The following is a 13,808-nucleotide window of genomic DNA, read 5'->3' as shown; positions in this document are numbered from 1 at the left end:
AATGGAATACTTATACAGACACAGGGATTGGAGCAATGTAGAGGTTCTTGGCAGGAACCGCCTTCCGGTCAGACCGTTTTACTGCGGTTATCCGGACAGGGAATCAGCCGTGAAAGGAAAGAGAGAGGAGAGCGGAAATTTCCGTCTGCTGAACGGACAGTGGAAATTCGCATATTATGAGTCTCCTTTCTATGTACCTGAAGAATGTGTGGAGGAAACTTATGATGACCGGGAATTTGCATTTATGCCGGTTCCGGGACACTGGCAGTTAAATGGCTGTGATTTTCCCCATTACAATGACGCCATAGCACTTTTTCCCATCCTGGATGACCCGGGGATACAGGCGGACAATCCCACAGGCGTCTACCGCCATACCTTTTGTGAAGATAAGCAGAAGGACAGGGAATATATCCTGCGGTTTGACGGTGTGGAGAGCGCTTACCATGTATGGCTCAACGGCATTTTTATAGGATACAGTCAGGGCTCCCGCAATACGGCGGAGTTTGATGTGACCGAGGCCTTAAAGGACGGGGACAATGTTCTGGCAGTAAAGGTTTACAAATTCTGTGACGGCAGCTATCTGGAAAACCAGGATATGTGGTGGTTTGCCGGAATCATCAGGGATGTATCTTTGATCAGCAGGCCGAAAATACACATGCTGGACTGCCGTATCACATCAGAGCTGCTGACGGAACAGCAGGGCACCTGCAGTATGCCGGGAAAGAGAGGGAAGTTCCGGCTGGAGGCTGTCTTTGAGAACCATACGGGAGATGAAACAGAGCTTTCCGTAGAGACCGAGCTGCTTGACGGGGAACAGGTTATTTTTAAAGACACCCGCCGGATACGCGGCAGCAGAGGAGAAACAGACTATCTTGCAGAGGCAGGACCGGATAACATACGGCCCTGGTCAGCGGAACAGCCGAATCTGTACCGGCTGGTCATCACGCTTAAGAGAGAAGATGAGGTGGTGGAATTCTACGGTGAATGGGTGGGATTCAGAACAATCTGTCTGAGGGACGGCCTGTTTTGGGTAAACGGCAGAGCAATCAAATTAAAAGGCATAAACCGGCATGACTGGAATGAAAAGACAGGAAGATGCATTACAAAGGAAGATATGCTGGCAGATCTGTATCTGATGAAACAGTATAACATCAATGCCGTACGCACGGCCCATTATCCGCCGCACCCGGACTTCCTGGATTTGTGTGACCGTCTCGGCTTTTATGTCATGGAGGAGGCTGACCTGGAATGCAACCAGATGGCTTACACCAAAAACATGAACCGGATCAGTGATGATACCCTGTGGGAGAAGAGCTATGTGGACCGGGCTGAGCGCATGGTGAGAAGAGATAAGAACCATCCCAGTATCCTGTTCTGGTCACTGGGAAATGAATCGGGATTCGGAAGCAGCTTTGTTGCCAGCGGAAGGTTTATAAAAGCGTATGACCCCACCAGACTGGTGCACTATGAGGAGGACAGGGATGCCTCCATTGCAGATGTTTACAGCACTATGTACACCAGGCACAAAGCGTTGGAAGACCTGGGAAGAGACACTACCAGGAAGAAACCGCATGTGGTCTGCGAATATGCCCATGCCATGGGAAACGGCCCCGGCGGGCTGAAGGAATACTGGGAGATCTTTGAGCGGTACCCAAGGCTGCAGGGCGGCTTTATCTGGGAATGGATTGACCACGGAATCAAAAAATATGACAGGGAAGGCAAAAGCTGTTTTACATACGGCGGAGACTACGGGGATTATCCAAACAGCGGCGCGTTCTGCTGTGACGGCCTGGTGCAGGCAGACAGAAGACCGACTCCGGCTGTCCTGCAGGTGAAAAAGGTGATGGAGCCGGTGACCTTTTCCGGGTTTGATAAGGACACCGGAGAGATTACAGTACACAACAAATACGATTTTACGGATCTGTCCCATCTGGAAGGAACCTTCCGGGTCCATACACTGCAGGGAGTTCTATTGGAAGGAAAAGCAGATCTGGGCGGAATTGCCCCTCACGGCAGCAGGCGCATTGCGCTGTATGACCCGCAGACTGCAGAGGACTGGACAGAGACACAGGATATCTGGCTCACAATATCCGTACGCTTCAGAGAAAAGCAGGAGTGGACTGAAGAAGAACACTACGAAGCAGCCTTCCATCAGGAGTGCATAAAAGAGGCAGAACCGGCAGCACATCCAGTTTCGGAGGGAACAGAATCCGGCGGTCTTTGTCTCACGGAAAAATGCGGAACCATCTATATAGAAGGGAAAAACTTCACCGCCGAGTTTGACAGAATCCACGGATATCTCAGCGGCTATACAGTAAACGGGGAGCGCCTGGTCAGAAAGGGCCTTGGCCTGAACTTCTGGAGAGCTCCTGTTGACAATGACAAGAACGCTGCACAGATTTGGGAAAAAGGCATGCTGAAATCCATGACGAACATGGTGGAGAAGGTGACGGTGAGAGAACAGGAACAGGCTGTTTCCATCCTGGTTTCCCAGATATACGCGCCCATTACCGTGGACTGGAAAGTGATCGTGGAGGCGGAATACCGCATCACACCGGATGGACTGGTGACCGCCAGATACAGCGGTGTTCCCACAGGTGTCCAGCTTCCGGAGAGTTTCCCGCGGATTGGTATGCGGTTCGTGCTGGACAAATCCTGTGAGCAGGCTGTCTGGTACGGAAGAGGACCCCTGGAGACATACCCGGACTGCAGGGATGGAAATCCGGTGGGCTTATGGGAAAAACAGGTGGAGGATTTTTACTTCCCCTACGTGGTGCCCCAGGAGACAGGAAACCATCAGGATACCCGCTGGGCCGCGTTTCTCACAGATTCAGGCAGCGGAATCTGCATAGCATCAGAAGAAGTATTCTCCTTTGGCGCACTGCACTACACCCAGGAAGATCTGACACAGGCCTCCCACACAAACGAGCTGCACAGGACAGAACATATCCAATTGTCCGTAGACTATGCACAGCATGGGCTTGGAAGTGCGAGCTGGGGCGCTGAGTGTCTGGAAAAAGACAGGCTTTATCCCGAACCCTTTGCATTTACCTGGAAGATTTTCGGAGCAGAGCGGGAAGGCCTTGCTAAGAAGGCGGAGCAATACAGGAGAAGGTAAGAAAGGAAGAGAAAAATGGCTGGGGGAAAAGAAAGAAGAAGAAACTTTGTGAACAAAAAAACGGCGCCGTACATATTTTTACTGCCGATGATAGTCCTGTTCGGGGTGTTCATGGTCTATCCGGTGATCAAATCGCTGGCGCTGAGTTTCTATGATTTTGAGGGCGGGGAGTACCTGTTCTGCGGAATCAACAACTATGTGACCATGTTCAGGGACCCGGTGTTCTGGAAGTCCCTGGGCAACACATTTATCTATCTGGCGATCCAGGTGCCTGTTATGGTGATCCTGTCCCTGATCCTGGGAGTTCTGGTGGAAGAGAATTTCCTGAAATTCAGGACCTGTTACCGAATCAGCGTGTTTCTGCCCTCTGTGACAGCACTGGTTGCCTATGCTATGATCTTTAAACTGCTGTTCAACACCGATTTCGGTCTGGTAAACCATTTTCTCCGCTCTGTAGGATGGAGCGGTGTGGACTGGCTGAATTCCGTGTGGGGCGCAAGGGCTGTTGTCATTATGGGCATCACCTGGAGGTGGACCGGCTATAACACCATTATCATGATCGCCGGGCTGAAGGGAATCCCCACAGAGCTTTACGAGTCAGCGGATATGGACGGGGCCTCTTTTTTACAGAAGTTTTTCCGGATCACCATTCCCATGGTAAAATCCATCATCCTGTTTGTAAGCATTACCTCCACGATCGGAACCCTGCAGTTGTTTGATGAGTCCTTTGTACTGACAAAAGGAGGGCCGGACAATGCCACCATAACCATTGGGCATTACCTGTACAACACCGGATTTTCGTATTACAAATTCGGGTACGCGGCAGCACTCAGCTATGCCCTGGTGATCATTATCGGCATACTGTCCTTTGTCCAGTTCAAGGCTACAAATGGAGGTGACAATTCGTGAAAACAACAGGAAAGAAGATAAGCGGACGCAAGGTTTTCACCTATGTGTTCCTGACCATAGCAGCACTGATCTCCCTGTTTCCCTTTTATTTCATGTTCGTGTCAGCCACGAACACCAATGCGGAGATCCTGAGCGCAGCGCCGAAACTGTTTTTCGGCTCCCATCTGGCAGAGAATTTTGCGAACCTGAACAAGAAAATGGACCTTGTGAGGATCCTTACCAATTCCACCATCATGACAGTCAGCTACACGGCCCTTGCCATAGTGCTGCACTCCATGGCGGGATATGCGCTGGCGAAGTTTGAATTTAAGGGAAAGGGCCTGTTGTTCGGCCTTATCATGATAACCATGATGATTCCCGCACAGGTAATGTATGTGCCGCTGTTCACGCTGATGAACAATATCGGCTGGGCCAATACCTATCAGGCGGTTGTGCTTCCCGGTCTTGCCGGAGCCTTCGGTATTTTCCTGATGCGGCAGAATATGCTGGCGTTCCCAACCTCCCTTATTGAGGCTGCCAGAATAGACGGCTGTGGGGAGATTGGTATTTTCCTGAAAGTGGTGCTCCCCTCACAGAAACCTGCGGTGGGTGCCCTGGGAATCTATATGTTCATGAGTATGTGGAACAATTTTATGTGGCCTTTGATCATTCTCAGCACAAAATCCATGTACAACTTCCCTGTAGCCCTGGCTATGCTGGATGGTGTGGCGTGGAGAAAAGACTACGGTGTGATCATGCTGGCGACCGTCTGCGCGGTTCTGCCTATTATGATCATCTTCCTGGTATTCCAGAAGCAGTTCGTGGCAGGCGTCATGGGCGGTGCGGTGAAAGAGTAGTGTATCTGATTCTGTAAAAAAATTTAAGGAGGAATAAAGAAATGAAAAAGAAACAAGCAGCGGCATTGGTAACAGCAGCAGTGATGGCATTGTCCCTGACAGCCTGCGGCGGGAGCGGCGGAGCGAAAAAGGAGGCTTCCGGTGATAAGGAAGGCGCACTCTCCGGTGAGATCACAATTTGGAGCTGGGACGTGGCACTGGCCCATCTGGAAGAGTGGGCGGAAAAGTTCCAGGAGGAAAACCCGGATGTGAGTTTTAACTTTGAGGAGATGGGCGTAGACCAGGTGTATCAGAAGATGACCACATGCCTGCAGTCAGGTATCGGACTTCCTGACATTGTGTCCATTGAAGGCGAACAGATGGCAAAGTTCGGAGAGAAATTCCCGGGAAAATTTGAAGAGTTCACAGATATGATCAACCCCGATGATTTCTTCCCCATCAAATTGTCAGAGTGCACGGTTGACGGCAAAGTTATTGCCTATCCCTGGGATTCCGGCCCGTGCGGCATGTTCTACAGAAGTGATCTGTTCGAGCAGGCAGGGATCAAGGCAGAGGATATTGTGACCTGGGACGATTTCATTGAGGCAGGAAAAGTTTTAAAAGACAAGACAGGAGCTGACATGCTGTGCATGGCGGAATCCAGAAATGATACTACATACAGGCTTCTCATGATGGAGGGCGGCGGCTTCTACTTTGACAAGGACGGCAACACCCAGGTGAATTCAGAAGCTTCCATCCAGGCTATGGAGACCTGTAAGAAAATGTACGACGCGGGCATTACCTTCAACAACTCCTCATGGGATGACATGGTAGCCGGCATGGGCGCAGACAAGTTCGCATGTATCGCAGACGCTGTCTGGATGGTTGGTTCCATCAAGGATGCGGTTCCCGACCAGGACGGCAAGTGGGCAGTTATGCCGCTGCCGAAGTTCCAGGCAGACTCGGAAAGCCAGGGCGCGTCAAATGGCGGTTCCGTTCTTGCCGTGCCTTCAGCCAGCAAGAGCGCTGAGGCGGCAAAGGCATTCGTAAAATACGTCATGGAGGACGTGGATGCCAATGTGGAAGGATTCCAGAATTACGGCCTGTACCCCTCTTACTTAAAAGCGCTGGAATCTGACGTGTTCAAAGAGGGAGATGAGTTCTTCGGAGGCCAGAAGATCTTTGACCTGTTCACAGAGATAGGAAAGACTGTCCCACAGGTAAATTACACAGCCAACTTTGCGGAGGCATTGGAAATGTCCAAGAACTCCATGGCAAAGGTTATGCTGAACAACGGTGACCCCACAGAAGTTCTCAATGCGGAACAGGAGGAAATGAAAGCAAAATTCGGCAAATAAAAGAATAGACAGCACATAAACTGGAAACGGGTGCCTTATGACACCCGTTTTCAAAAGGATGGAGGTTTCTGTGTACGGAAAAAAGGCTATAAAACGGGAAATTTATCAAATCATTATTCCGATGATACTGGAAAACATACTTCAGATCTCAGCTAACTTGGTGATCACGGCTATGGTGGGACGACTGCTTGCAAACGATATTTCCGCACAGGGAATCTGTATCCGGATCACGGATACCTTATGGTGCTTTTACAAGGGCGTGGCAATCGGTGCCACGGTCCTGATCGCCCGTGCATACGGTGCGGGGAGACATCAGGAGTGCAGGAAGATCGCGGAGCAGACCATGCTGACAGAGCTGATCATTGTACTTATCTTTCAGGTGGTGCTGTATTTTCAGGCACCGCTTTTTCTGGGATTTTTCTCAAAAGATGCCCAGATTCTGTCCCTGGCTCAGGGATATATGAAGACCATTGTGTTTGGATTTCCCTTTGTGGTGATCATGACCGTGGTAACGGCATCTTTCCAGGGGTACGGCAATACCAAGGTGCCCATGTATATTGCGGTGCTCATGAATGTGGTCAACATTGTGTGCGGATACTGCTTTATCTTCGGCGCTTTCGGCGTTCCAGGCATGGGAATCAAGGGGGCTGCGGCTGCCCTTGTGACTGCTCAGGCGGTGGGGGCGTGCACCGGGCTTTATCTGCTGTATAAAAAGAAGGGCGGGCTGTTCCGGAAAATGCCTGCAGCGCACCGGTTTTTCAGCTTTGACAGAAGGTGTATTTATGACATATACACAACAGGGATTCCGGCAGCGCTGGAGAGTATGTTCTGGCAGTTCTCTGCCATTATTTTAAGCAAGGTGATCCTGTTTTACGGAAATCAGGCGTTTGCCGCATACCAGCTCGGCATACAGGCAGAGGAGATCACGGAGATGCCGGCCATCGGCTTCAGCACAGCATCCACCACACTGGCAGCGAGAGCCATCGGCAGGCAGGATGAGGAACTGCGGAAAATATATTTCAAAGAACTGCTGAAGGTCGGGGTTGTGATCAGTTCCATTACCTCTCTGCTTCTCATTTTCCTGCCCAGGTTCTTTATGACGCTGATGACAGACAAGCCGGAACTGCAGGCCATTGGCGTTGTGTATGTGTTTGTCATGGGATTTATCCAGATTCCCCAGAACCTGTCCAGGATATACAATGGGACCATCAGGGCCATGGGCTACAAAAATGCCCCCATGCTGGTGGCGGGATTCGGTATCTGGATCGTCAGGATCCCGCTGTGTATGCTGGCGGCCTATGTGTTGGGACTGCCGCTTACGGCTGTCTGGCTGATCATTGCAGTGGACCAGGTATCCAGATTCCTGCTCAGTGCAGTCCTGTATTACCGGATCAATAAAAAGCGGGAGCGAGCGCTTCAAACAGTGTAGAGGAAAGGAGGAGAAAATGAGCAGAGAATTTTTATATGAGCTGCTTTCAACAGCATCCGTCTCAGGGTTTGAGGAGGATATACAGAGAAAAGTTATGAAATACGCGGAGGGATTTGCGGATGAGATCTATACGGATGAGATTGCCGATGTGGTGAGTGTCATCAATCCGGCATCCAAAATTAAGGTCATGCTGTCCGCCCATATGGACGAGATCGGCCTGATGGTATCACATATAACGGAGAAGGGAATGCTCCATGTATCAAAAGCCGGCGGTATCTATCCCGGCACATATCCGGGGCAGAAGGTCAGAGTCATCCATAACGGAAAGGTTGTTTTCGGCGCAGTCCGCAATCACAGCTCCCTGAACAAGAAAGAGCCGGAGATCACGGATCTTATCATTGATATCGGAGCGGTTTCCAGGGAGGACGCCATGGAGGCGGCAGCACCGGGGGATCCGGTGATCTTTGACACAGATTACAGAGAGCTTCTGAATGACAGGCTCTGTGCCCGCGGACTGGATAACCGGCTGGGCGGGTACATTATACTGGAAGCAGCCAGAAAGGCAAAAGAAAAGGGCTGTACATGCGGCGTCTATGCAGCGGCCACGGTGGGTGAAGAGCTTACAAAACACGGCGCTTCCTGGTGCGCATCCCGGATCGCCCCCACTCTGGCGGTTGCGGTGGATGTGACATATACCAGCGACTATGAAGGGACAAGGGCCATTGAAAACGGAGAGATCGGGCTTGGGGGCGGACCTGTATTTCTGCAGAACTCCTTCAGCCATAAAATGTTGGTGGGGCGCCTGAAAAAGGCGGCGGAGAATCTGGATATAAGCTGCCAGTGGGAGAACGGCTGCGGCAGGACCTGCACAGACGCGGATGCCATCCACGTTGCCGGAAGGGGGATACCGACTACGGTTCTGTCCATACCCCTGCGCTACATGCATAATCCGGCAGAGGTGTGCAGTATGAGTGATGTACAGGCATGTATTGACGTGCTGGCGGAATTTTTATGCAGTATCGGGCCGGATATCTGTCTGAAGCCCCTGGAGGCGTGAGGCTGTTATGAAGAAATACATGGCAATTGCAGGACTGATCGTAGTCACGGTCATCTGGGGCGGTGGATTCGTAGCCAGTGATATGGCCCTTGACAGCCTTCTGCCTTTTCAGATCATGGCGATTCGTTTTCTTCTGGCCTCTGTGCTCATGGGAGGAATCAGCATCCGCAGCCTGAAAGGTGTGAAAAGGGAAGAATTAAAGGCAGGTGCGCTTATGGGGACTGCGCTTTTTCTTGGATTTTCCCTTCAGATCATAGGGCTTCAGTATACCACGCCGTCAAAGAATGCGTTTCTGACTGCGACGAATGTGGTGATCGTACCGTTTATCGCGTTTTTAATCTGCAGAAAGAAGGTGGGGCTGAAGGGGATAGCAGGCGCAGTGCTGGCAATTGCGGGGGTTGGTCTTCTGTCCCTGGATAAGGACTTATCCCTGGGCCTGGGGGACGGGCTGACGCTCATATGTGCAGTGGGATTTGCTTTCCAGATTTTCCTGACCAGTATCTTTGTAAAGAAATACAGGGCGTCTGTGCTGAATTTTGTTCAGATGTGTACAGCCGCTGTTTTGTCCCTGGTATTCATGGCAGCCTCCGGGCAGGTACAGTTTCAGGTCACTGCAAAGGGATGGGGCAGTGTACTCTACCTTGGGATCATAAGCACGACCATATGTTATCTTCTTCAGACCGCATGCCAGAAATATGTGGATGAGACCAAGGCGGCCATTATCCTGTCCATGGAATCTGTCTTCGGAACCTTATTTTCCGTAATCATTCTCCATGAGAGCATTACCCTGCGCATGATACTTGGATGCGTCATAATCCTGGGGGCTGTCATACTTGCGAATTCCGCAGGGGAGCCGGAGATGCCGGCAGAGGCGCGGGATATGTGAGAGGAATCTTCGTGAAGTGTTCCGCCGGGTACGGAGGGAACCGTATAAATCCGTTGCGGGCTTTCGGGTGATATGATAAGATGATGCTAAAGTGTTTACAATTGTATCATACAGAGAGGTAACTAAGATGGCTACAATAAAAGACATCGCAGATCGGACCGGATTTTCCACAGCAACTGTTTCCAGGGTTTTGAATTACGATGATACACTGAATGTGCAGGAAGAGACCAGAAAGAAGATATTTGACACGGCCAGGGAACTGCAGTATCAGTTAAAAGAGAGAAAGAGCAGAAAGCGCCGCCTTGCGGTGGGAGTCTATTACTCCTATACCAGGGAGGAGGAACTGCGGGATATCTATTATCTTACCGTCCGTCTTGCAGTGGAGAGAAAGCTGGAGGCGGAAAATATAGAATACCGCCAGATACAGAATCTGGAGGAACTGAAGGATCTGGCGGGGCTTGACGGGCTTCTGTGTCTGGGAACATTCAGCAGGAGCATGGTAAGTCAGATTGAGGCGTTTGGAAAGCCCACCGTATTTTTGGACGCCATGCCAAAGTCGGACAGGTTTGACTGCGTCGTCAATGATCTGGCAGGGTCTGTGGAAGCCGTCCTGGACTATCTGACCGAACTGGGCCACAGAAAAATAGCGTTCATTGGCGGTTACGAGGTGGACAGGGACGGCGAGGAAGTGTATGACAGCAGAATTGTGGCCTATAAAGAATATATGGACCGGACAGGTGAATTTCGGGAGTCTCTTGTGAGACTCGGGAGATTTACTCCTGAGGACGGTTATGTGCTGTGCCGTGAGCTTCTGGAGGAGAAGGAGAGGCCCACGGCTGTATTCGCCAGCAACGATGCGCTGGCAGTGGGGTGTTATCGGGCCATAAGCGAAAAAGGGCTGCAGATTCCGGGAGATATGAGTGTGGTGGGATATAATGACATATCCGTAGCCAATTATCTGGTTCCCTCCCTTACCACCGTGCGGCTTCACATGGAACTTTTAGGTGAGGAAGCAGTTCGTATCCTGGAGGAACACATAGCCTCCGGCAGAGAGATCGGATTGAAAATCATTGTGCCCGCCAGGCTTATCGTGCGCGGCAGCACAGGCAGGGTTAAATAAAAAGGTTGGTATGCTCCATACAAAAATGCAGTTTTCAAATTTTCCATTTTTGTAATGCAGTGCTCTATCATCTTCTGTCCTGATTGACTACAATAATATTATTAAGAGAGAAGTGTATTATTGGTGTAAAAAGGACAGGAGGTATTTTGTATGGTATCGAAATTTATGCAGACAGCGGCAAACAGGGATTATTCCAAACATTGGCAGGCAGAGGGAAGTTTTCCGTGGATTTTCCAGCAGCCGAAGCCACCCATTGAGAAACGGCCTATCAGCGTGAGGGAAAACTATATCCGGTGCGTAAAAGGGGAAGAGCCTTACTGGATGCCGGCGTATTTTTATGAATCCAATACAGTTTGGCCGGACGCCATGGAGGAACACCCGGTTCCGGAGGTGGATGGTTATGACTGGTGGGGTGTTGACTGGTTCATGGTGGAGGGAATCAACGGTATGATCACCCGTCCTGGAACCCGTACCATCTCTGACTTTGCAAAATGGAAGGAAGAGCTTGCGTGGCCGGATCTGTCAGTTGTGGATTTCAAGGCTGACGGCGAGAAGCTGCAGAAGGCATTGGACCCTGACAGGCCTCATATTTACGAGTGCGTGGAAGGTGTTTTTGAGAGGCTGCATGAGCTGATTCCTTTTGATGAATCCCTGGTGGCTTTCTATGAGGAGCCGGAGCTTCTGGAGGAGTTTTTCCAGAAAATGGCGGACTATAAGATCGAGAGTACAGAGCAGATCTTCAAATATTACGGCAGAGTGGACGGCGTTCTCTATCACGATGACTGGGGAACCCAGCGGAGCGGATTTTTCTCCAACGAAATGTTCCGGGAACAGCTTATGCCGGCTACATCACGTTATCTGAAATTCGTAAAAGACCAGGGCAAATTCATAGAACTGCACTCCTGCGGACGCAATATGCAGTATGTGCCGGAAATGCTGGAGATGGGCATTGATATGTGGACACCTCAGGCAAACGCAAATGATCCGGATTTCCTACACAACACCTATGGAAAACAGATGACCTTCTGTTTCCCCGTCAATATCGGTGCGGACTGGGATGAAAAGCAGATCCGTGCGGCAATCCGCGACTATGTGGATCACTTCGGAGAGAACGGCAGAATGATGGCGTGGATCATGACAGAGACCCCGGACCCTGTAAAAGAAGAGATTGCCAGAGACGAGCTGTATCACTATTCTCTGGAGTATTATAATAAGCTGTACCACAGATAAAATGAGATTACCGAGTGGCAGGAAGCGTAAATCCAGGTTTTGGATTTACGCTTTTTTAGTTTGCCAATGCGCCGCTCTCCGGAAGCCTGGGCAGGCGGACAGGTCACAGAGAGGGGCACATGTGTGATTTGTACAAGCTAAAACTGCCTTTCTATTGGGAGAATCGCTGAAAATTGTCAATACATTAAAATAACACTTACAATAATTTCTGAAAGGTGCTATACTAAGACTGTAGGAACTCGCATTGATAAGCCTTGTCTTGCCCTTTTCGGCAGGTCAGGGCTTTTCTGGATATGGAAGGAGCGTGCCGTATGATACAGGAAGGCGATATTGTAGTTTTTAAATGCAGGGGATTGTATAAGGTTCAAAAAGTGGGAACTCTGGATTTTTCGGGGGCTGACAGGAAGAAAATATACTATACCATGCAGTCTGTGGATGATGAAAAGGAGAAGGCATACATCCCTGTGGAAGGTGAACACAATATCAGAAGACCTGCGACAAGAGAAGAGGCACTGACATTGATTGACGAGATGGATGACATTGATATTCTCTGGGTTACAAATGAGCGGATGAGGGAGCGGGAATACAAGACCTGCATTTCAAGCTGCGAATGTGAAGCATGGGTGAAAATTCTGAAAACACTGTACCAGAGAACCACGAAGAGAGGCTCTATTACCAGTATGGATAAAAAGTACCGCCAGATAGCGGAGAAAGCGCTGTACAGTGAATTCGCATATGCGCTCGATATTTCCGCTGATGAAGTGGATGGCTTTATAAAGGACAGAAAAAATTTATAATAACAGACTAGATGAAGTAAAATTCCTGTGCGCCTTTATGGTGCACAGGAATTTTACTTTGCGGAATTTACCAGCAGTTTTTACATCTTTCATACCGGCCCTCGGCCTGGGAAAGCGGAACCTGGCGGGCATTGTCGGGATTCATATTGCCGCAGTTGGGTATGCTGTGGTATTTTTTGCCGGTCGCCGAGAGCCAGACCATCTGCTCTACGGGCTGGGCTGCAGCGGCCTCTGCCTCTTGGGCTGCAGCTTCTGCTTCTGCCTGGAGTCTTGCCTCCTCAGCCGCCTGCTGCTGGGCTTCGGCTTCCGCCTGGAGCCTTGCCTCCTCCTCAGCCTGCTGTTTTGCGGCAGCTTCTGCCTGGAGCCTTGCCTCTTCCTCAGCCTGTTTTTTGGCCTCGGCTTCTGCCTTTTGTTTAGCCTCTTCTTCGGCCTGTTTTTTGGCCTCGGCTTCGGCTTTTTGTTTTGCCTCTTTCTCGGCCTGCTTTTTGGCCTCGGCTTCTGCCTTTTGTTTAGCCTCTTCTTCGGCCTGTTTTTTAGCCTCAGCCTCGGCCTTTTGCTGTGCCTTGGCTTCGGCTTTCTTATCCGTAACAGAGATATGTATGGCGTTGCTGCTTTTGCCGTCCCCTGTCTTTAGATAGACATTGCTTTCCCCTGTCTTTCCTGAGCTTTTGATCACTCCGGAGGTCTCGCCCTTAGAATAATCAAGGGTCAAAAGGCCGTTATCTGTTACCAGTTCAAGATTTTTGAGGCGTGCATCCTCAGGCTGGACCTGAATGTTGATCGGATATTCTGCATTCACATCCATCTCATAGTTGGATGTGGGAGATATGGATATCTTTTCAACCGCAGGGCCGGATGCCTGGGCGTAGCCGAAGGTACCAAGTGACAACAGAGAAAGAACGCCCAGTGCCGCAGTGTATTTTTTCTTCCTGAGCGGTTCCTCCCTGAATTTTCTCCGGTACAAAAAGACTGCCGGGATCAGCAGTATCCATGCGTAGGGCAGCAGACTCAGCAGCACCCCGAGAAATACCAGTACTAAAAATATTTTTACCAGTGTTTTGCCCATAAAATTCCCCCCTTTTATTACTA

The 13,808-nt window shown here is 50.3% G+C and carries 11 protein-coding genes; 10 read left to right on the top strand and 1 reads right to left on the bottom strand.

Annotated features, from left to right (window positions below; translation table 11 throughout):
• The first annotated feature begins 1 nt into the window (after nt 1).
• The 10 genes from LC508_RS16500 to LC508_RS16455 all read left to right on the top strand — a co-directional run bounded on the left by LC508_RS16500 (nt 2) and on the right by LC508_RS16455 (nt 12,719).
• The gene (locus tag LC508_RS16500) at nt 2-3,118 is read left to right on the top strand and encodes a glycoside hydrolase family 2 TIM barrel-domain containing protein (RefSeq protein WP_103731315.1); all 3,117 of its coding nucleotides are present in this window, start codon (nt 2-4) and stop codon (nt 3,116-3,118) included.
• A 15-nt stretch (nt 3,119-3,133) separates the two neighbouring features.
• On the top strand, nt 3,134-4,027 hold the full coding sequence (locus LC508_RS16495; RefSeq protein ID WP_103731314.1) for a carbohydrate ABC transporter permease: 894 nt from the start codon (nt 3,134-3,136) through the stop codon (nt 4,025-4,027).
• Nucleotides 4,024-4,863, top strand: coding sequence for a carbohydrate ABC transporter permease (locus tag LC508_RS16490; RefSeq protein WP_081960153.1), 840 nt, complete (start codon nt 4,024-4,026; stop codon nt 4,861-4,863). Before LC508_RS16495 ends, LC508_RS16490 begins: the two co-directional genes overlap by 4 nt.
• A 41-nt stretch (nt 4,864-4,904) precedes the next feature.
• A complete protein-coding gene (locus LC508_RS16485; RefSeq protein ID WP_033139886.1) occupies nt 4,905-6,200 on the top strand; it encodes an ABC transporter substrate-binding protein in 1,296 nt (431 codons plus the stop codon).
• 70 nt (nt 6,201-6,270) lie between these two features.
• The gene (locus LC508_RS16480) at nt 6,271-7,629 is read left to right on the top strand and encodes an MATE family efflux transporter (RefSeq protein ID WP_158587275.1); all 1,359 of its coding nucleotides are present in this window, start codon (nt 6,271-6,273) and stop codon (nt 7,627-7,629) included.
• Between the two features lie 16 nt (nt 7,630-7,645).
• The gene (locus tag LC508_RS16475) at nt 7,646-8,686 is read left to right on the top strand and encodes a M20/M25/M40 family metallo-hydrolase (RefSeq protein ID WP_103731313.1); all 1,041 of its coding nucleotides are present in this window, start codon (nt 7,646-7,648) and stop codon (nt 8,684-8,686) included.
• Between the two features lie 7 nt (nt 8,687-8,693).
• Complete coding sequence (locus LC508_RS16470) at nt 8,694-9,572, top strand: DMT family transporter (protein ID WP_033139884.1); 879 nt, start codon at nt 8,694-8,696, stop codon at nt 9,570-9,572.
• Nucleotides 9,573-9,699: 127 nt separating this feature from the next.
• Complete coding sequence (locus tag LC508_RS16465) at nt 9,700-10,692, top strand: LacI family DNA-binding transcriptional regulator (RefSeq protein ID WP_054351452.1); 993 nt, start codon at nt 9,700-9,702, stop codon at nt 10,690-10,692.
• Between the two features lie 150 nt (nt 10,693-10,842).
• Nucleotides 10,843-11,922 (top strand): uroporphyrinogen decarboxylase family protein, encoded by a 1,080-nt coding sequence (locus tag LC508_RS16460; RefSeq protein ID WP_033139882.1) that lies wholly within the window; start codon nt 10,843-10,845, stop codon nt 11,920-11,922.
• A gap of 311 nt (nt 11,923-12,233) precedes the next feature.
• Nucleotides 12,234-12,719 carry a CarD family transcriptional regulator gene (locus tag LC508_RS16455; protein ID WP_033139881.1) on the top strand — a complete coding sequence of 162 codons (486 nt, stop codon included), beginning with the start codon at nt 12,234-12,236 and terminating at the stop codon, nt 12,717-12,719.
• A 67-nt stretch (nt 12,720-12,786) separates the two neighbouring features.
• On the opposite strand, the gene LC508_RS16450 is transcribed toward LC508_RS16455, so the two are convergent.
• Nucleotides 12,787-13,785 (bottom strand): hypothetical protein, encoded by a 999-nt coding sequence (locus LC508_RS16450; RefSeq protein ID WP_181014407.1) that lies wholly within the window; start codon nt 13,783-13,785, stop codon nt 12,787-12,789.
• Nucleotides 13,786-13,808 lie beyond the last annotated feature (23 nt).

The organism is Blautia parvula (genome assembly GCF_020215665.1).
GTDB classification, from domain to species: Bacteria; Bacillota; Clostridia; order Lachnospirales; family Lachnospiraceae; genus Blautia; species Blautia celeris.
This window is presented reverse-complemented; position numbering and strand designations above follow the sequence as displayed.

Excerpts from the sequence above, each read along its gene's own strand:
- LC508_RS16450 (WP_181014407.1), bottom strand. The coding sequence starts at position 13,785 with ATGGGCAAAACACTGGTAAAAATATTTTTAGTACTGGTATTTCTCGGG.
- LC508_RS16460 (WP_033139882.1), top strand. The coding sequence starts at position 10,843 with ATGGTATCGAAATTTATGCAGACAGCGGCAAACAGGGATTATTCCAAA.
- LC508_RS16465 (WP_054351452.1), top strand. The coding sequence starts at position 9,700 with ATGGCTACAATAAAAGACATCGCAGATCGGACCGGATTTTCCACAGCA.
- LC508_RS16475 (WP_103731313.1), top strand. The coding sequence starts at position 7,646 with ATGAGCAGAGAATTTTTATATGAGCTGCTTTCAACAGCATCCGTCTCA.
- LC508_RS16495 (WP_103731314.1), top strand. The coding sequence starts at position 3,134 with ATGGCTGGGGGAAAAGAAAGAAGAAGAAACTTTGTGAACAAAAAAACG.
- LC508_RS16470 (WP_033139884.1), top strand. The coding sequence starts at position 8,694 with ATGAAGAAATACATGGCAATTGCAGGACTGATCGTAGTCACGGTCATC.
- LC508_RS16500 (WP_103731315.1), top strand. The coding sequence starts at position 2 with ATGGAATACTTATACAGACACAGGGATTGGAGCAATGTAGAGGTTCTT.
- LC508_RS16455 (WP_033139881.1), top strand. The coding sequence starts at position 12,234 with ATGATACAGGAAGGCGATATTGTAGTTTTTAAATGCAGGGGATTGTAT.
- LC508_RS16485 (WP_033139886.1), top strand. The coding sequence starts at position 4,905 with ATGAAAAAGAAACAAGCAGCGGCATTGGTAACAGCAGCAGTGATGGCA.